Source organism: Phaeobacter sp. JH20_02 (genome assembly GCF_048056915.1).
GTDB classification, from domain to species: Bacteria; Pseudomonadota; Alphaproteobacteria; order Rhodobacterales; family Rhodobacteraceae; genus Phaeobacter; species Phaeobacter bryozoorum.
The window spans coordinates 38,307-61,710 of sequence record NZ_JAYMVP010000010.1 but is presented as its reverse complement, the minus strand read 5'-3'; the positions used below and the strand labels follow the sequence as shown (position 1 = coordinate 61,710).

At 59.2% G+C, this 23,404-nt stretch carries 25 protein-coding genes and 1 pseudogene; 17 read left to right on the top strand and 9 right to left on the bottom strand.

Going from position 1 to position 23,404, the window contains the following annotated elements:
- Position 1: 1 nt before the first annotated feature.
- From VWY34_RS03090 to VWY34_RS03075, 4 genes are all read right to left on the bottom strand, one after another.
- Positions 2 to 664 (bottom strand): TVP38/TMEM64 family protein, encoded by a 663-nt coding sequence (locus VWY34_RS03090; RefSeq protein ID WP_038008367.1) that lies wholly within the window; start codon positions 662 to 664, stop codon positions 2 to 4.
- Between the two features lie 3 nt (positions 665 to 667).
- The gene (locus tag VWY34_RS03085; protein ID WP_024099407.1) at positions 668 to 1,117 is read right to left on the bottom strand and encodes a DUF6010 family protein; all 450 of its coding nucleotides are present in this window, start codon (positions 1,115 to 1,117) and stop codon (positions 668 to 670) included.
- 161 nt (positions 1,118 to 1,278) lie between these two features.
- Positions 1,279 to 1,716, bottom strand: coding sequence for an ion channel (locus tag VWY34_RS03080; RefSeq protein WP_040104431.1), 438 nt, complete (start codon positions 1,714 to 1,716; stop codon positions 1,279 to 1,281).
- 89 nt (positions 1,717 to 1,805) lie between these two features.
- Positions 1,806 to 2,279: a rhodanese-like domain-containing protein gene (locus VWY34_RS03075; RefSeq protein ID WP_024099405.1), complete on the bottom strand. Its 474-nt coding sequence runs from the start codon at positions 2,277 to 2,279 to the stop codon at positions 1,806 to 1,808.
- Positions 2,280 to 2,467: 188 nt separating this feature from the next.
- Between VWY34_RS03075 and VWY34_RS03070 the strand changes: the two genes are divergently transcribed.
- From VWY34_RS03070 to ccmI, 7 genes are all read left to right on the top strand, one after another.
- The gene (locus VWY34_RS03070; RefSeq protein WP_058123704.1) at positions 2,468 to 3,190 is read left to right on the top strand and encodes a response regulator; all 723 of its coding nucleotides are present in this window, start codon (positions 2,468 to 2,470) and stop codon (positions 3,188 to 3,190) included.
- A complete protein-coding gene (locus VWY34_RS03065) occupies positions 3,190 to 4,656 on the top strand; it encodes an ATP-binding protein (RefSeq protein ID WP_024099404.1) in 1,467 nt (488 codons plus the stop codon). The genes VWY34_RS03070 and VWY34_RS03065 overlap by 1 nt, the downstream gene beginning before the upstream one ends.
- Positions 4,592 to 4,897 (top strand): SHOCT domain-containing protein, encoded by a 306-nt coding sequence (locus VWY34_RS03060; RefSeq protein ID WP_233486461.1) that lies wholly within the window; start codon positions 4,592 to 4,594, stop codon positions 4,895 to 4,897. The genes VWY34_RS03065 and VWY34_RS03060 overlap by 65 nt, the downstream gene beginning before the upstream one ends.
- A 65-nt stretch (positions 4,898 to 4,962) precedes the next feature.
- Positions 4,963 to 6,963, top strand: a complete 2,001-nt coding sequence (locus VWY34_RS03055; protein ID WP_096873523.1) for a heme lyase CcmF/NrfE family subunit — start codon at positions 4,963 to 4,965, stop codon at positions 6,961 to 6,963.
- Between the two features lie 8 nt (positions 6,964 to 6,971).
- Positions 6,972 to 7,538: a DsbE family thiol:disulfide interchange protein gene (locus VWY34_RS03050; RefSeq protein ID WP_024099401.1), complete on the top strand. Its 567-nt coding sequence runs from the start codon at positions 6,972 to 6,974 to the stop codon at positions 7,536 to 7,538.
- Positions 7,535 to 8,008: a cytochrome c-type biogenesis protein gene (locus tag VWY34_RS03045; RefSeq protein ID WP_024099400.1), complete on the top strand. Its 474-nt coding sequence runs from the start codon at positions 7,535 to 7,537 to the stop codon at positions 8,006 to 8,008. The genes VWY34_RS03050 and VWY34_RS03045 overlap by 4 nt, the downstream gene beginning before the upstream one ends.
- Positions 8,005 to 9,156: a c-type cytochrome biogenesis protein CcmI gene (gene ccmI, locus VWY34_RS03040; protein WP_096873522.1), complete on the top strand. Its 1,152-nt coding sequence runs from the start codon at positions 8,005 to 8,007 to the stop codon at positions 9,154 to 9,156. Before VWY34_RS03045 ends, ccmI begins: the two co-directional genes overlap by 4 nt.
- Positions 9,157 to 9,184: 28 nt before the next feature.
- Here ccmI and VWY34_RS03035 read toward each other — a convergent pair whose 3' ends face one another.
- Together VWY34_RS03035 and VWY34_RS03030 are read right to left on the bottom strand one after the other, a co-directional pair.
- Positions 9,185 to 11,407: a protein-disulfide reductase DsbD family protein gene (locus VWY34_RS03035; protein ID WP_254684024.1), complete on the bottom strand. Its 2,223-nt coding sequence runs from the start codon at positions 11,405 to 11,407 to the stop codon at positions 9,185 to 9,187.
- A 191-nt stretch (positions 11,408 to 11,598) separates the two neighbouring features.
- The gene (locus tag VWY34_RS03030; RefSeq protein ID WP_058123700.1) at positions 11,599 to 11,901 is read right to left on the bottom strand and encodes a DUF2933 domain-containing protein; all 303 of its coding nucleotides are present in this window, start codon (positions 11,899 to 11,901) and stop codon (positions 11,599 to 11,601) included.
- Positions 11,902 to 12,057: 156 nt separating this feature from the next.
- On the opposite strand from VWY34_RS03030, the gene VWY34_RS03025 reads away from it, so the two are divergent.
- From VWY34_RS03025 to VWY34_RS02995, 7 genes are all read left to right on the top strand, one after another.
- Positions 12,058 to 12,618: a L,D-transpeptidase gene (locus tag VWY34_RS03025; RefSeq protein ID WP_058123699.1), complete on the top strand. Its 561-nt coding sequence runs from the start codon at positions 12,058 to 12,060 to the stop codon at positions 12,616 to 12,618.
- A 28-nt stretch (positions 12,619 to 12,646) separates the two neighbouring features.
- The gene (locus VWY34_RS03020) at positions 12,647 to 13,105 is read left to right on the top strand and encodes a c-type cytochrome (protein ID WP_058123698.1); all 459 of its coding nucleotides are present in this window, start codon (positions 12,647 to 12,649) and stop codon (positions 13,103 to 13,105) included.
- 372 nt (positions 13,106 to 13,477) lie between these two features.
- Positions 13,478 to 14,071 (top strand): c-type cytochrome, encoded by a 594-nt coding sequence (locus tag VWY34_RS03015; protein ID WP_058123696.1) that lies wholly within the window; start codon positions 13,478 to 13,480, stop codon positions 14,069 to 14,071.
- Positions 14,072 to 14,073: 2 nt separating this feature from the next.
- Positions 14,074 to 14,991, top strand: a complete 918-nt coding sequence (locus VWY34_RS03010; RefSeq protein ID WP_058123695.1) for a c-type cytochrome — start codon at positions 14,074 to 14,076, stop codon at positions 14,989 to 14,991.
- A gap of 43 nt (positions 14,992 to 15,034) precedes the next feature.
- Positions 15,035 to 16,429 carry a multicopper oxidase family protein gene (locus VWY34_RS03005; protein ID WP_096873521.1) on the top strand — a complete coding sequence of 465 codons (1,395 nt, stop codon included), beginning with the start codon at positions 15,035 to 15,037 and terminating at the stop codon, positions 16,427 to 16,429.
- Positions 16,426 to 16,908 (top strand): c-type cytochrome, encoded by a 483-nt coding sequence (locus VWY34_RS03000; RefSeq protein WP_058123693.1) that lies wholly within the window; start codon positions 16,426 to 16,428, stop codon positions 16,906 to 16,908. Before VWY34_RS03005 ends, VWY34_RS03000 begins: the two co-directional genes overlap by 4 nt.
- A 1-nt stretch (position 16,909) precedes the next feature.
- The gene (locus VWY34_RS02995) at positions 16,910 to 17,641 is read left to right on the top strand and encodes a DsbA family protein (protein ID WP_058123692.1); all 732 of its coding nucleotides are present in this window, start codon (positions 16,910 to 16,912) and stop codon (positions 17,639 to 17,641) included.
- A gap of 42 nt (positions 17,642 to 17,683) precedes the next feature.
- Here the strand turns inward: VWY34_RS02995 and VWY34_RS02990 are convergent, their stop codons facing one another.
- Positions 17,684 to 17,884, bottom strand: coding sequence for a heavy-metal-associated domain-containing protein (locus tag VWY34_RS02990; RefSeq protein WP_024099389.1), 201 nt, complete (start codon positions 17,882 to 17,884; stop codon positions 17,684 to 17,686).
- Between the two features lie 152 nt (positions 17,885 to 18,036).
- On the opposite strand from VWY34_RS02990, the gene VWY34_RS02985 reads away from it, so the two are divergent.
- Entirely contained in the window at positions 18,037 to 20,547 is a 2,511-nt protein-coding gene (locus VWY34_RS02985) for a heavy metal translocating P-type ATPase (RefSeq protein ID WP_416549004.1), read from the top strand.
- A gap of 12 nt (positions 20,548 to 20,559) precedes the next feature.
- Positions 20,560 to 20,959 (top strand): annotated as a pseudogene (cueR, locus tag VWY34_RS02980) (Cu(I)-responsive transcriptional regulator).
- Between the two features lie 21 nt (positions 20,960 to 20,980).
- Here cueR and VWY34_RS02975 read toward each other — a convergent pair.
- On the bottom strand, positions 20,981 to 21,745 hold the full coding sequence (locus tag VWY34_RS02975; RefSeq protein ID WP_012187037.1) for a MauE/DoxX family redox-associated membrane protein: 765 nt from the start codon (positions 21,743 to 21,745) through the stop codon (positions 20,981 to 20,983).
- Between the two features lie 12 nt (positions 21,746 to 21,757).
- Positions 21,758 to 22,594: a DUF305 domain-containing protein gene (locus tag VWY34_RS02970; protein WP_416549005.1), complete on the bottom strand. Its 837-nt coding sequence runs from the start codon at positions 22,592 to 22,594 to the stop codon at positions 21,758 to 21,760.
- A gap of 179 nt (positions 22,595 to 22,773) precedes the next feature.
- Between VWY34_RS02970 and VWY34_RS02965 the strand changes: the two genes are divergently transcribed.
- Positions 22,774 to 23,355, top strand: a complete 582-nt coding sequence (locus tag VWY34_RS02965; protein WP_416549006.1) for a L,D-transpeptidase — start codon at positions 22,774 to 22,776, stop codon at positions 23,353 to 23,355.
- Positions 23,356 to 23,404: the final 49 nt, after the last annotated feature.

The following is a 23,404-nucleotide window of genomic DNA, read 5'->3' as shown; positions in this document are numbered from 1 at the left end:
ATCAGCTCTCCTCCCGTTGCGTACCGGTCTTTCGCGTCGCGGCAAAGAGAACCGACAGGCCCGTAAAGCCACCGAGCGCAAGCGCGGTCCATGTGGCGGTGCGGGCATCTCCGTTCATCGCCTGGCTGCCCATGTGAGCGAGCAAAAAACTTGCGGGAATAATCCCGGCCATCGTGGCCAGCGCGAACCTCCAAAGATGCAGCTTGCTCAGACCTGCGGCGTAACTGATCATATCGAAGGACAGAAACGGCAGCAGGCGACTGCCGAAGACCAGGAAGGTCAGAGTGTTCTGGGACCCGAACAGGCCTGCGTTAATCTTCTGACCGAGATGACGCTCAACGAAGGGACGACCCAGGCCGCGGGCCAGACCAAAGGCGGCAAGCGCACCGAGTTCCGCACCTAGAACGACGAAGAGCGTCCCGTACGTGTGTCCATAAGCCGCTCCGGCGGCGAGTGCGATCGGCGCCGAGGGCAGGGGGCTTGCCACGATAGCGATTGTCATAAGCGCCACGATGACAATTGGTCCGGCAAGACCTGCCGCCTCGATCCAGCGGTCAATTTCCGCGCGATCCGGCAGGCGAATGTCAACGCCAAGGACGTCCGGGAAGGCCAATGCGACGACTCCCATCAGGAACACCGCAATAAGAAGAACGCGCATCATCATGGATCAAAACACGGCATAGAGCAGAACGAAGAACGTCGCAGCCAAAAGGTCAAAGGCCACGCAGAATGGAATATACCAGTTCGGAATCCGGGCGAGACGATAAGAATTGTGGTGTGACATGTCCCAAAGGGCGTGCAGGGCCAAGCCCAAGGGGAGGAAGGCCCAATGCCATATCAGCCCCAGGAAGGCTGCCGAGCCGAACAAAAGGGCCACGGCGAGCTCTGCCCAGAACACGCGCGCTCTGCCGTCCGCGGCGCCAAAGCCGATATAGGCACCGCCAATCAAAGCAAGCGTGATCGAAGCAAGAGCTATCGAGCTCTTTTCATCCAAAAACAAGTGAGCCGGCATTGAGAGCAAGACAATCAACACGCCAACCCATACGGGAAATTTCAAGATATCCCCGTGTCGATGGTGCGATAAGTGATCGCCTGTCTTTTTGAAAATCTGTGCCATGGCTTGGTACCTAGGGATTCCAGCAACTGGAAGGTCAAGGGTTATTCATCCACGCGCGCAACGCGGCGCTCACTCAACCGTTCCACGGGGAGGTCAAAGGACCGATATCAGGACGCATTTGACGCTGACGCCCGGTTCATGTCCGACGCGCGTGGCGATTTTCAGTCATCTTTCGCCTTCTGCCAGACTTGCTGGCAGGCTGAGTAAAGAAACGTCGCTGACCAGGTCAGCAACATGAAGCCCAAAAGCGATTGCAGCATCAGCAACAGTCGAAAGGGCCCGACCACCTCTATGGACGAATAGCCAAGGGTCGAGAACGAGATGCCCGTAACATAGAGAACATCCTGAAACATCGGCGGGCTGTTGCTGAACGATTGCGGCAGAACGCTTGCCACCACCATCGTGTTGAACACGGCGAGCGTCACAAGTTCCAATACGTGCAGCAACAGCAACGCGGAAAACGTCAGGATGATCCGAAAGCCGGAGCCATCCGACCGCTGCGGGGAAAACTTCAGAATGCCCGACAACGCATAATGATGGACAATTCCCATCAGGATCGCCGCGCATATTCCGACAAACATGGCCATCAACTCGGTCATACCCCCAAACCCGTCTTCCTATTCAAACAGGTCAATCTGACCATACATCAGGCTTTTTAGCACAACTGGACCGATTGATTCTTCACAGGTCAGGCCAACGCGGGGGGCAACCCGTTCAGGGCGACATCCACCGGAACGGTCGGCAAGTTCGATGCGATCCAGCCAGGCCCTTCGCCTGATCCCAACATCCCTTCCGAGATATCGGCGTAGCCCGAATAACCAGCTTGTCTTAACGCTCGAAGCAGCGATGCGGAGCGTCCGCCAGTGGCGCAGATCAGTCCAACGGTGCGATCACCGCTCAGTTCCTTCGCCCTGAACAATCGGTCCGGAAAACCGGACGCGTGCATGCTTATCGGCCATACACCAGCACCTACGCCGGTTTCTTGCCACTCTTCGCGCGTTCTGACATCGATGATCCGCGCCGTATCCGATAGAAGCGCGTCAAAGGCATTCTCTGCCGACCAGACAGATCGGCTCTGCGCCAGCAGCGGTGACGCCGTGACGGTCAGCACCGTCATATGAGCACCCAGAATGAAACGGCGCCGGTTCAAATCAAGAGCCATATTCGAAAACCTCATCCTTTGATCGGTTGCGATCCCAAAGGTCACATAACATGCCAGCAACGCTACCCGGGAGCACGACACGGTGCAGGCACAGATTTGTATCCATCTGTAGCAAGGGACTGACCTGATACAAATGGCTACAATTCTGCCCATGAAACACGATGCAACGATGATTTAGGAAAGACACCATGGGACCGCCACCTCATATCCTTATCGTGGATGACCACGCACAGATACGTGAAAGCGTCGCGCGCTTTCTGGAGAAGAACGGAATGCGCACGACCGTCGCCAGGGATGCCGTGGAGATGGATGCCAAGCTGGCCACCGGTCACTTCGACCTGCTCGTGCTCGATGTCATGATGCCGGGCGAGGACGGTTTGTCGGTTTGCCGCAGACTTGCGCCAGAAGGTGATCTTCCGATCATCATGCTAACGGCGCTTGGTGAGGAAACGGATCGGATCGTGGGGCTGGAAATCGGTGCGGACGATTATCTCGCCAAGCCATTCAATCCACGAGAACTGCTCGCCCGCATCAAGTCGGTTCTTCGGAGAAGCAACCGCGACGAACCCGTGGCCGGAACCCTGGCTGGGAGGAAGATTTGTTTTGCGCACTGGATACTGGATACCGACCGGCAGGTGCTGATTGACGAGGCCGCAACCGAAACGCCATTGACGACCTCCGAGTTCAAATTGCTGGCGGTCCTGCTGGAACGCGCGAGGATGGTGCTCAGCCGTGACCAGTTGCTTGACCTGACCGCTGGTCGGACGGCAGGCCCGATGGATCGCACCATCGACAATCAGATCAGCCGCCTCCGTCGCAAAATCGAGCCGGATGTATTGCGACCGAGTGTCATCAAGACTGTGCGGAACGGCGGATACTGCCTGGCTGCCGATGTCGAGGATGCGCCGTGATGCGCCGTGCGATGAGATCTCTGAGCGGCCAGTTGATCCTGCTTGTGGTCGCGGCACTTGTCGTGGCCCAGGCGATCAGCCTGTTCCTGTTCGCTGACGAGCGCAGCCTGGCCATCCGTGCTGCTTTGGGGTTCGAGGCTGCTGGACGCGCAGCGAATGTGGCGCGGTTGATCGAAGAGGCCCCGTTGGACCTGCAGAATTCCATCCTTCGCGCGGCAAATTCACCACTTATCCGGTTTGATCTGTCAGACGCTCCGAGTGTGGAACACACCAGTCATTCGCATGGCGACCTTGTTGAAGGGCGTATCCGTGCGCTAATGGACGATAGCTACAGCCGCGATATTCGCGTTGAACTGCACGAGATCGAGGGCGAATTGAGGCCCTTGCCCAATCTTTCTGACGAAATGACGGAAATGCATCTCGCGATGATGCGCGGAGAGTTGACAGCGGTTGAAATGAACCTGTCGATCGCCATTAAGGGAGCGCGTTGGCTGAATGTCGGAACGCGGTTCGAGCGTCCACCAATCCAATGGCCTTTCTATTCGATGCTGACCTTTGGAATTTCCGCCGGACTGCTTTTGGTGGCGATTTTCTGGTTTGTCATGACGCGCCTGACGCGTCCTTTGCGGCACCTGTCGAAGGCCTCGGACCATCTTGGCCGGGGCGAGGATGTGCCTGAATTGACCGTCGCAGGGCCGACCGAGGTCAGGGATCTGACCGTCGCCTTCAACCGCATGCAACGACGGCTGACCCGGTTTGTCAGTGATCGGACACGGATGCTCGCAGCGCTTGGTCACGATTTACGCTCGCCGTTGACTGCTATGCGTGTCCGCGCGGAGCTGGTTGACGAAGAAGAGACGCGGGACAGCCTCATCGCATCGGTCGAAGAGATGCAGAGTATGGTCGAAGCGACGCTCACCTTTGCACGGGGCCTTACCGGATCAGAAGGCTCCGAAGTGGTCGATCTGCGCAATTTTCTGGACAGCTTGTGCAGCGATATGGCGGCACACTGCACCTTTGCCCCGAGTGATGATGTTGCCGTGCGGCTTCGACCCAACGCGTTCCGAAGGGCACTGAGGAACTTGCTTGAGAACGCCGTTCGCTACGGTGGTGCCGCAAAAGTCAGCTGGGCGACCCACGGTTCGAACCTCGTACTCAACATCGATGACAATGGGCCCGGCATTCCCGTCGACCAGTTGGAAAAGGTCTTCGATCCCTTCTATCGCCTCGAGCAATCGAGGTCTCTGGAAACGGGCGGTTATGGGCTTGGGCTCTCAATCGCGAGGACAATCGTCCAATCCCATGGCGGCGATATCCAGCTGGTCAACCATAACAGCGCGGGTTTGCGCGCTGTTGTCACCATCCCACTGGATGAAAGCGAACTAATCGAAGGAGAAACAGATGAAACTGAAAACGCTCATTCCAACGTTGCTGGCCAGCTTGCCCGCCAGCATGGCGCGAGCTGATGGTCCAGGCTCCTGGACAGGTCACATATGGGGCGGAGGCTATGGCTTTATGGGCGGCTTCATGATGCTCGCCTTCTGGGGCGCCGTGATCGCATTGATCGTGTTTCTGGTACTCAGGCTGCGGGACAATGGCACCCGTCCCCCGGACTCGGACGCGCAGGAAGCGCTCCGGCGCCGCTTTGCGAATGGGGAAATCGACGAAGAAGAGTTCCGTCACCGCAAAGCAACGCTCGACGAATAGACCCCGCCGCGGACGCCAAAGCCGTCCGACGCGACGCCCACCGACACTGGATAGGAAAGAACGCCATGTTCCCGGAAATTGGTCACTTCGCACTGGCCCTCGCGCTGGCCCTCGCACTTGTTCAAAGCGTTCTGCCGATTGCAGGTGCATCGCGTGGAAACGCCGTCTGGATGAAATCCGCCCAGGCGACGGCAATAGGACAAGTGCTGTTTGTGGCCATAGCCTTCGCAGCGCTGATGCAGGCCTTCATCGCCAGCGACTTCACCGTCAGGAACGTCGTCGAGAATTCCCATTCGCTCAAGCCGATGCTCTACAAGGTGGCCGGGACCTGGGGCAGCCATGAGGGTTCGCTGCTGCTCTGGATCCTGATACTCGCGGTGTTCGGCGCGGGCGTCGCCTGGTTCGGATCGAACATCCCCGCCGAGACCAAGGCGCGCACCTTGTCGGTGCAGGCGTGGATCAGCGTCGGCTTCCTGTCCTTCCTGCTGCTGACGTCGAACCCCTTCGAGCGGGTGTTTCCGCCGCCGCTCGACGGCAATGACCTCAACCCGTTGCTTCAGGACATGGGTCTCGCCATGCACCCGCCGCTTTTGTATTTCGGGTATGTCGGCTACTCCATCGTATTTTCCTTTGCCGTTGCGGCTCTTCTGGAAGGGCGCGTCGATCCAGCCTGGGCCAGATGGGTCCGCCCGTGGACATTGGCCGCGTGGGTCAGCCTTACGGCAGGTATCGCTCTTGGATCTTGGTGGGCCTATTATGAACTGGGCTGGGGCGGCTGGTGGTTCTGGGACCCGGTCGAGAACGTGAGCTTCATGCCCTGGCTTCTGGGCACGGCGCTGCTGCATTCCGCCATCGTCACCGAAAAGCGCGACGCGTTCAAAAGCTGGACCATCCTGCTTGCCATCCTGACTTTCTCGCTTTCACTTCTCGGCACGTTCATTGTCCGATCCGGCCTGCTTACCTCCGTGCATGCCTTCGCCGTCGATCCAGAGCGCGGGCTTTACATTCTGGGTCTGCTGGCCGTGTCCATCGGTGGGTCGCTGGCGCTCTACGCCTGGCGGGCGCCCGAAATGGAGCCGGGTGGTCTGTTTCGCCCGATCAGCCGCGAAGCCGGGCTGCTCGTGAACAACCTCATTCTGGCCGCCGCTACGGGAACGGTCCTGTTCGGGACGCTTTATCCGCTGATCCTCGAAGCTGTCACCGGGGACAAGATCTCGGTGGGTCCACCTTTCTTCAACGCGGCCTTCATTCCGATGATGCTGGCGCTGGTCGTGTTCATGGGTCTTGGTCCATTCCTGTCGTGGAAGCGGGCTGATATCGCCGGTTTGCTCGATCGCATTCGGTTCGTGGCCGTGCTGGCGGTCATCGCAGCTTTGGCCGCATGGTATCTTCTGAACGGTGGGCCGATCATGGCCTATCTTGCCATCCTCGGTGCAGCGTGGCTGCTTTTTGCAACCCTACGGGAATGGGCGCTACGCATCCGCCTGTTCGAGGTTCCCCTTGCGGAGAGCGCGAGACGCGCGCGCAACCTCCCACGTGCGTCACACGGCATGACGCTTGCCCATGCCGGGGTCGCCGTTTTGATGATGGGGATGATCGGCTCGACCGGATGGAAAAGTGAGGAGATCGTCTTTGCCGGCCCCGGGACCGAAGTCACGATCGCCGGGTTCGACATCACCTTCGAAGGGGCCGCAAAGGTTCAAGGGCCGAACTACATCGCGGATCGCGGCACCCTTGTGGTGCGTCGGGATGGCGAACTGGTCACGAAGCTGTTCCCGGAACGGCGGTATTACCCGGTCGCGGAAAGTCAGACGACGGAGTCGGCCATCCGGTCCACATTGGCGGGTGATCTCTATACGTCGATTGCAACGCCGGCCTCCGATCAAGTGAACAACGCCGGAGCCTGGACCCTTCGGATCCTCTATGAACCGCTCGTCAACCTGATCTGGATCGGCTCGATCTTGCTGGTGATCGGTGGCTGTTTGTCCTTGTCGGATCGCCGTTTGAGGGTCGGGGCGCCGCGCCGCGCCAAACAGCCAGCCAGCGATGCTGTTCCTGCGGAGTAGGAGAGAAGATGAAACGTCTCACTGCCGGGCTGCCGTTTATTGCGGCGGTCATATTCGGGGGGTTTTTTCTCTGGGGGCTCAATCCCGACCGGGATCCCAATGAGATCCCTTCCGTCCTGATCTCGCAACCGGCCCCGGCGTTCGATCTCGATCCCGTGCCGGGGTTGGAGACACCCGGCCTGGCCCGAAGCGATCTTGTCGGCAACGAACGACCGGTCGTGGTCAATGTCTTTGCGTCCTGGTGCGTGCCCTGCCGCGCGGAACATGCCGTGTTGACACGCTTTGTCGAACGCGGGGGCATGCGGTTGTTCGGCATCAACTACAAAGACAAACCAGAGGATGCCGTGAAGTGGCTCAATGACCTCGGCAATCCCTACGAGCGGATCGGGTCCGACCTGTCGGGCCGCACCGGGATCGAATGGGGCCTGTCAGGCGTGCCGGAAACCTTCATCGTCGATGGCGGTGGTACCGTTTTGTTTCGCTATGTCGGGCCGGTCGTCGGTCCGGACGCCGTCGAACGGTTCACGCAAGCCCTGAAGCAAGCAGGCGCACTGCCAAATGGAGCAGCATTATGAGACAGTTGATTTTCGCGTTTTGCATCGGGCTCTTTCCCTTTGCCGCCAATGCGGTCGAACCGGACGAAATGCTGAGCGACCCGGTATTGGAACAGCGTGCGCGGGAGATTTCCAAGGATCTACGATGCGTCGTCTGTCAAAACCAGGACATCGACAGCTCGAACGCGGGTGTGGCGCGGGACTTGCGTCTGCTCGTACGCGAGCGACTGGTCACCGGAGACGCTGACACCGAGGTGATCGAATACATTCGGGCGCGGTACGGGGATTACGTGCTGCTGAAGCCGCCTCTGGAGCCTGCGACCTACGCGCTTTGGTTTGCGCCGATCGCTTTCGTCCTCATCGGGGTTTTCGTTGGTGGTGGGGTACTGATGAGTCGGCGAAAGCAAGAGGCATTTGAAGATTTGGGCTCGGAGGATGAAAACACCGTGTCCGAAATTCTCAGACGAAACGAAGCGGGGGATGCGTCATGATCTGGGGTATTTTCGGTCTTCTGACGCTGCTCGCAGTCGGAATTGTCCTCTACCCGCTGCTGCTGTCCAAATCGAACACTCTCACCAGAGGAGATGCGGTACCGGCGATCCTTGCCGATCAGATGCGGGAAATTCAACGAGACATGGACCGCGGTTTGATTTCTGAACAGGAAGCTCAAGCAGCCAGACTCGAAATCAAGAAACGGATCCTCGCGACGACCCGCAATTCGGGAGAAAAAACCGGATCATCCCGCAATGGCGGCAGAGTCACTCTCGTTGTCGCGGCGGTCCTCGCGCCGGTTATTGCCGCGGGCTACTATCTGACAATGGGATCGCCTGAGGTGCCTTCAATGGCCTTCGCTGCCCGTGCAGAGGAGCGCGCACAGACTGATGAAGTGATGGCGCTTGCAATACAACTTCGCGAAAGGCTTGTATCCGATCCGACCGGCGGCCCCAGCGAAGGGTGGATGCTGTTGGGCCAGACCTATCAGCGCATGGGCAGAACAGTTGATGCTGTCGAAGCATTTGAAGTTGTCGCCAAACGGGAGGATGCCACCTCCGCGACATTCTCTATGCTGGCGGAGGCTGTCGCGGTTGCCAATGATGGCGTTGTTATTCCACGGGCGAAATTGGCCATTGATCGCGCTTTGGAACTTGACCCATCCAATCCTGCGGCAACCTATTTCGAGTCTCTCTACCATCTTCAAAAAGAAGAGACGCGTAAGGCCTACGATCTGCTCGTTTCCCGGCTGAACCAGGAAAAGACGTTCGTGCCCTGGATGGAAACATACGTTTTGCAGATCAACCGGATTGCAGCGGCCGCCGACCTCCCGGTCGTCGATCTACCCAGCGGGCCGACATCACAACCCGGCCCGAGTGCGGCAGATGTTGCGGCGGCGTCAGAGATGAATGACGCGGACCGCGCGGAGTTCATCCGCTCGATGGTCTCGCGGCTGGCTGGGCGTCTTGAGGATGAACCGGAAGATCTGGATGGTTGGATGCGGCTGGCAAACGCCTATACCGTCCTTCAGGAGCAGGATCGCGCCATTGAGGCCTACCGTAAGGCTGAAGCGCTGTTGGAGCAGCAGCCCGCCAATGATCCTCGGCGTGCGGCGGTCCGCGCTGCGCTCGAGCGGCTCGGCGGCTGACTGCTGGTCGGTGTCCCGCCCGGGCAGATCACTCCTGTCCGGCAACCTTTGCGGAAACATCTCGACCGCTGGCTTGCGCCAAGGCGTCCATCACGTCTTCGGTCGTAAGCAATTCGGACAGCACAATGCCGTTTGGTGCCGACGGTCCATAGACGGCATTGAAAGGGATGCCATATCTGCCGAAACTCTCAAGGTAACGGGAAATGCGCGCGTCCGGGCGTGTCCAATCTGCCTGCATCGGCGTGACGCCTGGCGCGTCCAGCGTACTGCGGACCGGCTCCCGGTCGATGACAAGTGTCTTGTTCGCTTTGCAAGTCAGGCACCAGTCAGCTGTTACATCGACAAAGACGACCTCTCCTGCGGACACGCGTTTCGCTATGTCCGAACGGTCAAATGCGACCCAAGCCAACGCCGATTGCGACCCTGCACGGGCAGGCGCTGATTGCTGCAGGAGAGGACCCGCGGCAAGAGCCAGAACAAGACTGGCCGTGGCAATAGACCATCTGAATTGGGACTGCACATTCGGGAGGGACAAGATCAGAACGGCGAGACCGGAAGACGCCGCGACCGCGATGACGGAGGCCAGCCCGGCGACACCGTCGAGCACCCAGAACAGCCAAACGGCGGTTGCAAGCAGCAAGATCCCCATCAAGCTCTTGACGATCAGCATCCACCGGCCAGGTTTGGGCATGAACGCGACCAGACGCGGGAACGCGGCGATGACGAGATAGGGCAGGGCGAGGCCGAGCCCGAGGCTCGTAAAGACGATGAGAATGTCCACGCCACGCCCGGCCAAAGCAAAGGCCACCGCGGTGCCGAGGAACGGTGCCGAACAAGGCGTCGCCATGACGGCACCGAACATGCCGGTGAAAAAGTCGGCGGAATATCCGCTCCGCCCTCCGGTATCTGCAAGCCTTGTCTGCATGCCTTGTGGAAGGGCGAACTCGAACGCTCCGAACAGATTTGCCGAAAAGACGAGCAGGGCTGCGATCATCACCGCAAGAAATAGCGGACTTTGAAATTGCAGCCCCCACCCGACGCTGAGCCCTGCCGTCTGGAGCGCCCAAAGGATGAGCGCCAGACCCCACATGAACGTCATGATGCCAGCGGCGGCTGCGACGAAACCGAACCGGACACGGGTTGTGTCGTGATCTGTGTGTTTGAGCACAGACGACACCTTGATGGACAGCACCGGCAGCACGCAGGGCATCACGTTCAGGATCAATCCACCCAGCAGCGCGATCACGGCAATCCAGAGCAGTTCCATCATGTCCGGTGTCGTGGCGGCCAGTTCGAAGGGCGGTGCCGTACGTCGCGCCACGCGATCCGCAATCACGGTGAAGGCCCGGTTCTCGCCATCGGTGACGGTAATCGACGGCGCCACCGTCACATCCGTATTCGACGAGAGGATCGGCAAGCGCGCCCAAAGCAAATGATCCTCTTCTCCCAAACGTATATCGGGTTTGCCAAGCGCAACACCGATACCCAGTTCGGGAAACACATCCGGCGACTGGAGTGGTTCATCGACGCGCAGATTGACGATCAACTCCGTGAGGTCTTCGTCGATGAAGGCATTTGCCTCGCTGACGCCACCCGCCTCGGCTCCTTCGGGGACGCGCTCGGAAAACGTGCCAATCAGCCCAGCCGCAGTGCTGTCGATGTCGTTGCCGCGTCCGAGGCGAAGTGACAGGTCAAACTCTTCCGGGACACAGACATTGGAGCACACCAGCAGTTTGACTTGCGCGGAAAGAGTCACAGGTGCGCCGGGATCTTTGAGCGTTATGCGCAGCGGAAAGACGACTTCACCCGCATAACCAAAATTTTCGATGCCGAAGGCGGTGAAGCGTGTCGGGGAAGGCCACATGAATTCGACATCTGCGACGTTTTCGGAACCGCTCCATTCGACCGAAGGCGGTATTCCCACCTCTCCTGGCGACCGCCAATAGGTCTTCCAGTTTTCGTTCAGTTGGAGATGAAGTCCGGCGGAAAGAGTCTGCGTGTTCTTGGAAACACCGTCCTGTGCCGTGATGAGATGCGCCTTCAGCGGAGAGCTTTGATACGCGGCTGATGTCTCCGCCGAGCCACTGCCAGAGGAAAGCGCCAGGATCAGTGCGGGCAAAATCAGAACCCGGCGCAGTGTCGACAGGGTTTTCGCCAAGGATCCGCTTCCTTCCCTTAAAGCCGGCTCGGGTTGAATCTGCACCCGGAACTTTGTCTCAAAGACCGCCGACGGCAAAGCCTTGTCGACCATCAGAACAAACAACACGCGCTACGTCGACAGAGGACGAGGATATCAACCGACACCCGTCGGGGAGGATGATCGATGCCTGCTTGGTGGAAACGATGACCTCCCGCTCGGGACAGTCTTCAAGACTTGCGGCGCATCCGCCAAGCGTTGTAATCGTCAGCAACCATGCGCTTGCTCGCATTTTCCCGCGCAAATTATCGCCTGTTGCGTGCAACCACGGGAATCGCAGAAGGCACGGACACGGGTGTTTCTTCGATACTGCCTTTCTCTTCGTTCGAATGGCACGACTTTCCCATAAATTTGTGCATCACGAGATGCGCACCGACGCAAAGCAGGAGTGGGGCGAAAGCCGCTGCATTGCCCCACATGCCCGCCAATGTGCCGCCGGCAAGAAAAAATCCCGCAATGGGCAGCAGCATGACGACGCAACACGCCATCATTCCGTAATGCATGAGCCTGTCCGTGATCGGCTTTTTTCTGTGGTTTTGGTGGTCCATGACACCCTCATTGTCTCGTTCTTCGCGCCATTTGCGACCCTCCAGCAGGGTAAGGTCAAGGATACAAATGGATACACTTCTCGCGGCCTTGTCAGGTTGCCTGATGCCGGGTCTCCCGTAAAAGAGATGCAACAAACCCGAGGCTAGGAGTGTGTCATGACGACATTGCGAAACAAAAAGATCAATCGACGAAGCCTATTGGGGTATGCGGCTGTCGCTTTGGCTGCACCAAGCGTGGTTCGAGCCGAAACCATTCGCCGCAACATTTCTTCTTTCCGAGTTCATGACTGGCAAGACCACTTCGACGCACTCGGAAAGGGGATCATCATCTCCGATACCGTGACGAAGTCGCTCCAGCATTGGACATCAGATGGCGAGATGCGGATCTACCCAACTTCCGTTCCGCTGACCGACGAACTCACCAAACGCGGTTACACCGAAGTGGTGGAAAAACGCAAAAACCCCAGTTGGGCGCCAACGCCCTCCATGCGGGAACGCAATCCGGAATGGCCGGCTCGTGTCGAGGGGGGTGATCCGGACAACCCCTTGGGCACTCGTGCACTGTACCTGTCGTGGCAGTACTACCGTATTCACGGGACACAGGATACGCGCAAGATCGGCCGTCGGTCGTCAAACGGCTGCATCGGTTTGTTCAACAAACAAATCGAGGAGGTCTATGAGCGCATGCCTGTCGGCACTCAGGTCAAACTCATCTGACACAACGGGCAAGACGGAAGACACAAGCATGGATAAATTGACCGCACTTATCGCAGCCGTAGTTATAGCTGGCGGGGGAGTTGCAACTTGGCAGTTCATTTCTGCGGAAGATACAGCGATGGGTCATTCCATGACGCCTCCTGACACGAGTAAGATAGAAGCAGGCGACCCAATCGTTCAGGTCCAACTGCCGGCAGAATTCTCGGAGCAAGCCACGATTGGGAAAACCATATTCGAGGCTAAGTGTTCCGAGTGCCATGGAGCAAACGCAGCGGGACAAAACGGGATTGCCCCGCCTCTTGTGCACAAGATTTACGAGCCAAGCCACCATTCAGACATGGCCTTTGTTCTGGCCGCTCAAAATGGCGTGCGTGCGCATCACTGGAAATTCGGTAATATGCCAAGGATCGAAGGACTGACACAAGGAGACGTCAAGATGGTTGCCGCCTATGTCCGCGAACTACAGCGGGCCAACGGGATTGACTGATGCGTTGGTCGAAGACAAACCGATGGATTCTGTCGATCGTTTTCGGCCTTTTCCAAGTGGTTCTCGGAGTGCCTGAGGCGCCAGCGTTTCATGGTGAAGCGTCCTTGGCGCAAGAATTTCACGCTCACGAAGATGTAGGGTCATCGACGAACGAGGCCTCTGGCCACTGTCATCCGGGACTCGATTGTTCTGTCACGGCTGTGGTGTTTCTCCAGCCAAACGTGGTTTACGAGCCTCAGTTGCTGACGGCTGTCATGCAAGACGCCGCGACCCAACTAACAGAGTTGCGCTCCACCAGCGATCCTCCACCGCCACGACGGTGGGTCTGATTTCACATCGCTCGAAAAGCAGACCCAAAGAAGGATCCAAGACATGAAGAAGACAACTATCACAGCGGCAGTGTTGATTGCAGGAACCGCGGTTGCGGCATTTGCGCATAGCGGTGCCACGGGCATCGTAAAGGAACGCATGGATGCCATGGCCGCCATGGGAAAGGCAGTCAAAACCGTAGCCCCGATGATGCGGGGTGAAACGGCCTATGACGCAGAAACAGTGGGCGATGCAGCGCGCCTGTTCCAGCAGCACGCCGGCGAGAGCATGACAAAGCTGTTCCCGGAGGGCACGGGGGGCATGCCCTCGGAAGCCAAAGACGAGGTGTGGACCGATTGGGACCGCTTCGCAGCATTGGCAAGTCAGCTGGAGGAATACTCTGAGGGCCTGGAACGCGCAGCCGACAATGGGTTAGGCGGCATGGGTGGCAATACCTCCACGGATGGCGCCTCGATGATGGGCGGCGGATCCATGATGGGAAGCGATACAACCATGATGGGCGGGAGCGCGATGATGGGCAGAGGCGGCATGATGGATGCCGCCGCCATTTCCGAAATGCCCGCCGACGCGGCATTCGCGATGACGACCCAGGTCTGTTCCGCATGCCATGAACGCTTCCGGGCGGAAGAAGACTAACCATGCGCCGGTTTTTGACACTCGTCAGCGGGGTCGCCGTGCTTGGCACGGCCGGCCTCGGCGCTGTTATTGCATGGCCTGTCGGCAGTGCAGTGACTCCGATTGCAACAGAGGGCAATGTCGACCGGGGCGCATATTTGGCGCGCGCCAGTGGGTGCATTGCCTGTCATACCAATTTTGAAGCGGGCGGCGCACCACTTGCCGGAGGGGCGCCGCTCGAAACCCCGTTCGGAACGTTCTATCCGCCCAACCTGACGACCGACCCCAAACATGGCATGGGCGAATGGACGGCAGAACAGTTCGCAAAAGCCGTGCGGCAGGGGATCGGCCCCGATGGAACGCCCTACTATCCATCTTTCCCATATACGTTCTATGCGGATTTTTCTGACCAGGATATCGCTGACCTCTGGGCGGCGTTTCAAACCGTGCCGCCCGTGGACGAACCTGCACCAGAAAACGATGTCAGCTTCCCATTCGATCAACGATGGGGGCTGAAGCTCTGGCGAGCGGCGTTCTTCTACGATCCGGATACCGAACCGGTTGAAGGGCGAAGCGGCGCATGGAACCGCGGACGGGAATTGGTGCGCGGTGCGGCACATTGCGGAGCCTGCCATACGCCGCGCAATCTTGCAGGAGGTCGCGATATCGGTGCTTCCTTTGCAGGCAACGCCCAGCTTCCCGGTGGCAGCAAGGCACCCGCGATACGGCCAAAAGACCTGGCCAAAAACGACTGGACGGTTTCAAACCTCGCTTATGCGCTCCAGACCGGCATCACCCCTTCGGGCGATGCTTTCGGCGGCAGCATGGCGGAAGTGGTTCGCGAGGGAACTCGGTTTCTGACACCTGCCGATCGCGAAGCGATGGCGCTTTTCCTGCTGAACAAGGACACGGTCGAGGCGGAGAACCCCGCTTCGAACTAACATCACGCGGGGGCAACAAGCCCTCGCTTTATCGAGGATCGAAATGAAACAAACACGTCGGGATTTCTTGCGCCATGCGACACTGGCGGCCTGCGCGGCGGCCATCCCGCGGTCGGCTTATGCCGCAACCCCGTTCGAGGACGTGGTTGCCAAGGTTGCGCGTCAACAGCTTCTTCCGGACACCTACCCGGGAACAGAGATCTGGGGCTATGACGGCCTCGTTCCGGCTCCGGAAATTCGGGTCGCTCAAGGCGATCGGGTGCGCCGCAGGTTCCGCAACGAGGTTCCTGACCCCAGTTCGGTTCACTGGCACGGAATCCGGATCGACAACGCGATGGATGGCGTTTCAGGGCTGACCCAGGAGCCCGTGGCACCGGGTGAAACCTTTGACTACGACTTCGTCGTACCAGACGCGGGCACCTATTGGTATCACGCGCATAATCGCTCATACGAGCAAGTCGCGCGTGGTTTGCGCGGTGCCTTGATCGTCGAAGAGGCCGATGGGCCGGACATCGACAGCGAGGAAGTCATCGTTCTGGAGGACTGGTTGCTCGACCCTGAGAGCGGGCAGCTGTTCGACAATTTCGAACAGCCTATGATGATGAGCCATAGTGGACGTACCGGCAACTTCATCACGACCAATGGGCGCTATGACCTGACCTTGCCCGCGAAGCGTAACGAACGCATTCGCTTGCGCATCATCAACGCAGCTAGCGCGCGGATTTTCCCGCTGAGGCTATCGGGGGTGAGTGGCTGGACGATGGCCCTGGATGGGATGCCTATCGGCCAACCCCAGCCGGTTGACGGTGAATTGATCCTCGGTCCCGCACAGCGCGTGGACCTGATCGTCGATGTGACCGCAGACGAAGGCGGAACCGCAGAGGTGCTGCGCATCGGCGATGATGATCAACTGACCCCGCTGGTGACTTTTTCCGTCGATGGCACAACCAGTTCAGTACCGAGAGACAAGCCGCTGCCGCTGCCGCCGAATCCCGCGGCACACGCGCCGGACCTTGCCGAAGCGCGTGATTTGCGACTGGTCATGTCCGGTGGAGCAATGGGGCGGATGCAGTCTGCCATGCTCGGAGGGGAACGCCTTGGGTTTCGTCAGCTTGCCCAGGCGGGCAAGTTCTGGGCCCTGAATGATGTCGCCGAAATGACCGACACGCCATTGGCCGATCTATCCCTGAACGAGCCGGTGCGCTTGAAGATCGAGAACCAGACCGTGTTCCCACATGCGATGCACCTGCACGGAATGCATTTCCGTGAGCTGCGCCCCGACGGCGCGTTCGGACCGATGCGCGACACGATCCTGTTGGCTGGCAACGAGTCCCGCGAGATCGCCTTTACGGCGGACAATCCCGGCAAGTGGCTGTTCCATTGCCACATGCTCAGCCACGCCGCGTCCGGCATGACAACCTGGATGCGGGTCACATGAGGTATCTCGTTTGGTCCGTTCCGATCACTGTTGTCGCAGCCGCTTTCACCTATTGGCTCTCGACCAGTGCATCCTCGGATGTCGGCAGCGCGTCCAAGGCGGAGAGCTCCGACATCCAAGAAGGCGCGTTGCTCTACGCAGACAACTGCGCGTCTTGTCATGGCGCAAATCTGGAAGGCCAGCCGGAATGGCGAACGCCCGGCGCGGATGGGCGCCTGCCAGCACCACCGCATGATGAGACGGGTCACACCTGGCATCATCCTGACAGCCTGCTCTTCGATTACACAAAACTGGGGGGTGCGGCGCTTCTGGCGCGTCAGGGTGTCGAATACGACAGCGGAATGCCGGGTTTCGCAGACGTGCTGACCGACCAGCAAATTCACAACATCCTGGCCTTCATCCGGTCCACCTGGCCAGACCGCGTTCGCGAAGTCCAGGCCGCGCGGACAGAAGCCGACGAACAACGGGGAGATAATTAAAATGCGTTTCAGACAAGCCTTCACGACTGTCGCGATAGCTGCCTTGCTTCCGATACCGGTACTCGCCGACGAACTGTCAGAGTCCCGGGTCAAGGAACTTGTGCTCGAGGCAATCCGCGAGAACCCGGAGATTGTCATGGAGGCCGTGGCGATCCTCGAACAGAGGCAGGCGCAAGCGCAGGAGCTCAGTCAGGCCCAAGTTCTGAATGACCAGCGCGATCTGATCGAGAACGATCCGAATGCGCCGGTTCTCGGCAACCCGGAAGGGGACGTCACCGTTGTGGAATTTTTCGACTACAACTGTCCCTATTGTCGGCGGGTCAAACCCGAGGTGCGGGCTTTGATCGAAGAGGATCCAAACATTCGCCTCGTCTATCGTGAATGGCCCATTCTCGGAGACGGATCGGTGTTCGCCGCGAAAGCGGCCTTGGCAGCGCGCAAGCAGGACAAATACGAAGAGTTTCACTGGGCGATGATGGGGCTGGAAGGCCGCGCGGAAGAGGCCTCCGTGCTGCGCGTTGCCGAGGAGATCGGCCTGGATATCGCGCAGTTGCGCAAGGACATGGAGGCCCCCGAGGTCGAAGAGCACATTGCGACATCCATGCAACTGACCCAAGCTCTGGGCTTCAACGGCACGCCGTCTTTCGTGATCGGTGACGCGCTGGTGCCTGGCTTTGTCGAAAAGGCGCAGCTTGCCGACTTGGTCGAAGAAGCCCGCAAAGACGAAGACTGAAAGTTCTTGCCCGGACCGCCCCTGGGTGGTCCGGGCACTGCATCAAGCGGCCGCAGGTTCCACGTCATAGCCCGCATCCCGAATGATCGCTTGGACCTGATCGGCTGGTAACACGCTGTCGACACGCACTTGTCGGGCAGAAAGGTCACATTCTACGCCTGCATTCGGATCTGCGGTTTTCACTGCGCTTTCGATTGCTGCGGTGCAATGCCCACAGCTCATGTCCGGAACGCTGAACTTCATCGGAACCACTCCTTGATCTGATTTCTGCCGGTGACATGGGGCTTCCCCGCGCTGGAAGGTCAAGAGAAGAAATTTATTTGGCGCCCTCCCATTGACCCTCCAGTTACTGGAAGCCCTACATTCCACCTCGAATGGAAAAACAGGTGAAACATATGCCCGAACCCAAACAGATCAGCCTGCCGATCGAAGGCATGTCATGCGCGTCCTGTGTCGGCAGGGTCGATCGCGCATTGAATGCAATCGACGGCGTAGAGGATGTGTCGGTGAATCTTGCATCCGAAACCGCGCGTATGAGCGTGGACGCGCTCAAGCGCGTTCCGGAAGTCATCGAAACTCTCCGCGAGCTGGGCTACCCTGCGCGGACGGTCAGGGCCGAACTCACGATTGCGGCCATGTCCTGTGCCTCTTGTGTCGGGCGGGTCGACAAGGCGCTTGCCGCGGTGCCCGGGGTGGTCGAGGTGAACGTCAACCTCGCCTCCGAGACGGCGACGGTGGTTTACGTCGAAGGTCTTGTCACGACATCCGATCTGATCGATGCAAGCGGCGCGGCAGGGTATCCGGCCACCGTGGCAACGGCCCAAGCCGGTGACGACAGGGTTGCGCGCAAGGAGGAAGAGGCTCTGGCGCTTGCCAAACGGGTCACCTTTGCAGCCATCCTCGCCTTGCCGGTCTTTTTGATCGAGATGGGTGGCCACGTCATTCCGGCCGTTCATATGCTTATCGAGACCACGATTGGTCAGCAGACGAGTTGGCTTCTTCAATTCGTTCTCACGACAATCGTTCTCTTCGGCCCGGGCCGGACGTTTTACACCAAGGGTTTCCCGGCCCTATTCCGGGGCGCGCCCGACATGAACAGCCTCGTCGCGGTCGGCACCGGGGCGGCTTACTTCTATTCCGTAGTTGCGACATTCGTACCATCGGCCTTGCCTGACACGCTGCGCTCTGTCTACTTCGAGGCGGCAGCGGTCATCGTCGTCCTCATCTTGCTGGGGCGTTTTCTTGAAGCGCGCGCTAAGGGGAGAACGGGCGCGGCCATCCAGAAGCTGCTGGGGCTTCAGGCGCGGACCGCACGCGTGATGCGGGACGGTGAAAGCATAGAGATCGAGATCGATGCGCTAGTTCAGGGTGACATCGTCATCGTGCGCCCTGGTGAACGCATCGCGGTTGATGGCGAGGTCATCGAGGGGACCAGCCGCGTCGACGAAAGCATGCTGACAGGCGAGCCGATTCCCGCTGAAAAAAGTGCCGGAGATCCGGTGACCGGCGGGACGGTCAATGGTGCCGGAAGTCTGCAATTCCGCGCCACCCGGGTCGGCGCCGACACAACCCTGGCGCAAATTATTCGCATGGTCGAAGAGGCCCAGGGCGCCAAGCTGCCGATCCAGGGATTGGTCGACCGGATCACGCTTTGGTTCGTACCTGCCGTCATGGCGATCGCGGCGGCGACCGTGCTGGTCTGGCTGTTTTTCGGGCCTGATCCGGCCCTGACGATGGCGCTGGTCGCCGGTGTGTCGGTGCTCATCATCGCGTGCCCCTGCGCGATGGGGCTTGCGACGCCGACCTCGATCATGGTCGGGACGGGACGTGCTGCGGAAATGGGTGTCCTGTTCCGTAAAGGTGACGCCTTGCAGCAACTTGATTCCGTTGATGTGGTCGCCCTCGACAAAACAGGCACGGTGACCGAGGGGCGACCCGCACTGACTGACCTTGTGCTGGCGGAAGGGTTCGATCGCCCAACAACGCTCTCGAAGATCGCTGCCGTGGAGTCGCTCTCCGAGCATCCTGTCGCGGACGCCATCGTGCGGGCCGCGCGGGCCGAGGGCGCACCTCTTGTGGCGGCCGAAGGCTTTCAATCGGTCACAGGTTACGGCGTGCGCGCCGTGGTCGAAGACGTGGAGGTGTTGGTTGGGGCCGACCGCTACATGGCGCGCGAAGGCATTGACGTCTCGGCATTGGCTCCAGAGGAAACGAAGATCGCAAGCAAGGGTCGCACGGCGCTTTACGCTGCCATAGATGGGCGTGTCGCCGCCGTGATCGGCGTGGCCGATCCGGTCAAACCGGCAAGCCGCGCAGCCATCGCAGCGCTGCACGAAAAGGGTCTTGCGGTTGCGATGATCACCGGCGACAAACGCGAAACCGCCGAAGCCATCGCCCGCGAAACCGGTATCGACCACGTCATCGCCGGCGTCCTGCCGGACGGCAAGGTTGCGGCGCTCGACAGTTTGCGCCAAGGGAACAAGCGCATCGCCTTTGTCGGCGACGGGATCAACGACGCCCCGGCGCTGGCGCATGCCGATGTGGGCATCGCCATTGGAACCGGCACCGATGTGGCCATCGAATCTGCGGATGTCGTCCTGATGTCGGGCGATTTGCGCGGCGTGGTGAACGCCTTCGAAGTATCGCGGCGGACCATGCGCAACATCCGGCAGAACCTGTTCTGGGCCTTTGCCTACAACGTGGCACTTATTCCGGTCGCTGCCGGGGTGCTTTATCCCGCCTTTGGGTTGCTCCTGTCACCAATCCTTGCGGCGGGTGCGATGGCGTTGTCCTCGGTGTTTGTCCTGACCAATGCCCTGCGGCTGCGGCGCATCGCGCCTGCGATGGACGAGCAGCGCGCAATCCCGGCAGAGCTGGCAGCCGCCACTCCTGCTCCAGCAGAATAACGGAGGTTCGACATGAACATCGGAGACGTTGCCCGACAATCGGGTGTGCCCCCAAAAAACAATCCGCTACTACGAGGACATCGGGCTGATCCGCCCGAACCGTAGCGAGAACGGCTACCGCGCGTTCACCGAGAGCCACATTCACAAGCTGGCGTTTCTGGGTCGCGCACGGGCCTTGGGGTTCACCATCGAAGATTGCAGGACGCTCCTGTCGCTCTACGAGGATGAAAACCGCGAAAGCATGCAAGTGAAGGCGGTTGCGGAAGACCATCTGCGCCAGATCGAGGAAAAGATCGCGAAACTGCAATCCATGCGCGCGACGCTCGCCGAACTGGTGGAAAAATGTGCCGGGGATCACCGGCCCGACTGCCCCATCATCGAGGATCTGTCGCCGGAGCGGTTGGCCAAGTGACAGGCAAGAAGGGGCTGTACCTCAGAACCAGATCGCGCGGACCGGCATCCAGATACCCATGAAGATCATCATCAGGTTTTCCGTCAGCGAAATGAACCCCAGCGGGACGGAACTGTCACCGCCGACGCAGGCGCATTTCAGCTCTCTCTTGTCGATATAAACAGCCTTGAACACGCTGACAGCGCCGACCGTGCCGATAAACAGGGCGACAGGCGCCGAGAGCCACAGCAGCGCGCCGGCAGTCATCAGGACACCTGCCAACGCTTCGCCGAACGGGTAGACCTTGCCGTATCGCACCCATTTGCGCGCCAGCAGATCGTAGTTGAGGAACATCGTCGAAAACCCTTCGACATCCTGCAATTTCTGGATCGCGAGAATGGTCATGGACAGCGAAATGAACCATTCGAACCCCCGCAAGGTAAGGACCGACCCGTACTGGTGCCAAGACAGGCCCAATGCCAACAGCGCGGCAACGGAAAAGATCGCGATGACCGGCTGGTAGGTCGTGTCGCTTTGCTCTTCCTCGGGTGGGTCAATGTCGAAAAACACCCTGAGATCATCGTAACCGCCGATCCGTTCGTCCCCGATGAAAGTCTGCGGCGTCGTCTCGACCCCGTGCTTCTCCATGAAAGCATCGGTGTCTTCACGGGTGTCAAGCGGATGGTCTTCCACCTCGAAGCCTTGCCGCTCCAGCAGGTCTTTCGATTTCAGACCGTAGGGGCAGACATGGCCCGGCATGACCATGCGATAAAGCTGCGCGGATTTACTGTCTGTGTCGCGGGGCATGTCCTTTCCTCCTTATCCGCTGCACGTAAGTTGACCACGGAACCCGGCTTCGTAGTCGGTTCCCGCGCTGACGATCAGATCGGTCAGGTCACCGTTCGTCTCTGCGATCTCGGCCGACAGCGGGCCTTCAGAAAATGCATTTTCGCCCTGCGCATTCAGGCGCACCAGATCACCGCTGATCTTCATCGCGGCGGCAGACCCTTCGCCGGTTTCACCAGTCACCAGTACAGCCGGACTGTCCGAGGTGTAAGCAAAGCGGCAATTTCCGCCATTCGGGAACACCGCAGCGATTTCGTCTTCCGTCAGAAACTCAGGATCGATTTTTGACACGACCTCCGTTTGAAGCGCCTGTTGCGCATCCACAACCTGCGCCGGCGTTTCGCTTCGCGTGGCCGATGCTTCGCCGTTTGCTCCAATGTCAGCAATAAGGTAGCGCATTTCGGCGATTTCCTTGTCCTGCGCATAGATAATGTCGTCTGCGAGCCCCCGGACGCGCGGGTCGGTGATCTCGGCACGAGTCGACGTCATGATGGCGATCGAGTGGTGCGGGATCATGGCGCGCATGTAGGACCTGTCCTGTACCGTGAATTGCCCGCGAACCAGCCAGAGGCTCGCCGCGAAAAGGACTATTGCGCCAACGAAAATCGCGATGTTGGCTTTGGTGTTCTGATACATGGACAACATGTACGCCAACATGATCACGGCCATGGTCGCCCCCATCAGGATGGCCATGTAAAGGCGTGTCTCCGAAAAGAAGATATGGCCCCAAAGATAGGTGTTCAGGTACATCAGAACGAACATGACCACGGTCGATGTTCCGATCATCATAAAGAATCGTGAGTAGTGCATTTCCAGTCACCTCCTTGCAGTTCTCTGTAAAACAACAACATTCCAGCGCTGGAGAGTTCCAAAAGCACGAATTTTCGTAGTTTCAAGGCAACAAAGGCGCGTCGTTTGCCCCGGTTCACGGCTTCTTTTCTTTGCCCCTGACGCGCACTGAATTTTCATGGGTCCGAGGAGATCGCGCCATGCAGAATTTCACGAGACGAGAATTGATTTGTGCCGGAGCGATGGGTTGCTTTCTGCCCACAACTGCCTGGGCCCACAAAGTCAAATTGCCCGAACGGTTCGAACCACAATTGGTAAACACCCGTCGTGGTGACTGGGTTAAAGGCGATGTCCACGTCGTTCCCGACGATTTTTTCCTTTATTTCATGCTCGAGGACGGGATGGCGATCCGCTACGGGGTCGGGGTAGGGCGCAAAGGTTTGTACGAACCCGGAGAGTTCACGGTAGCGCGCAAGGCCAAATGGCCATGGTGGCGGCCAACGAACGCCATGATCCGGCGCGAGCCACGCAAATACGCGAAGTACAAGGATGGGCTGAAAGGCGGGCCAAACAACCCGCTCGGGGCCCGCGCGCTGTATCTCTATGATGATGAGGGACGCGATACCTATCTTCGTATTCATGGAACCAACGCTCCGGAAACCATTGGATCGGCCGTGTCGAATGGATGCGCGCGGTTGACGAATGAACACGTAAAAGATTTGTATGATCGCGTAGAAATTGGCGCCCGCGTCTTCCTGTATCCCAAAGTGACAACGGCGTGAGGAGCGTTCTGTCGCCTTGAAGTTCCTCTTCCGGAAATGGCACAAGTGC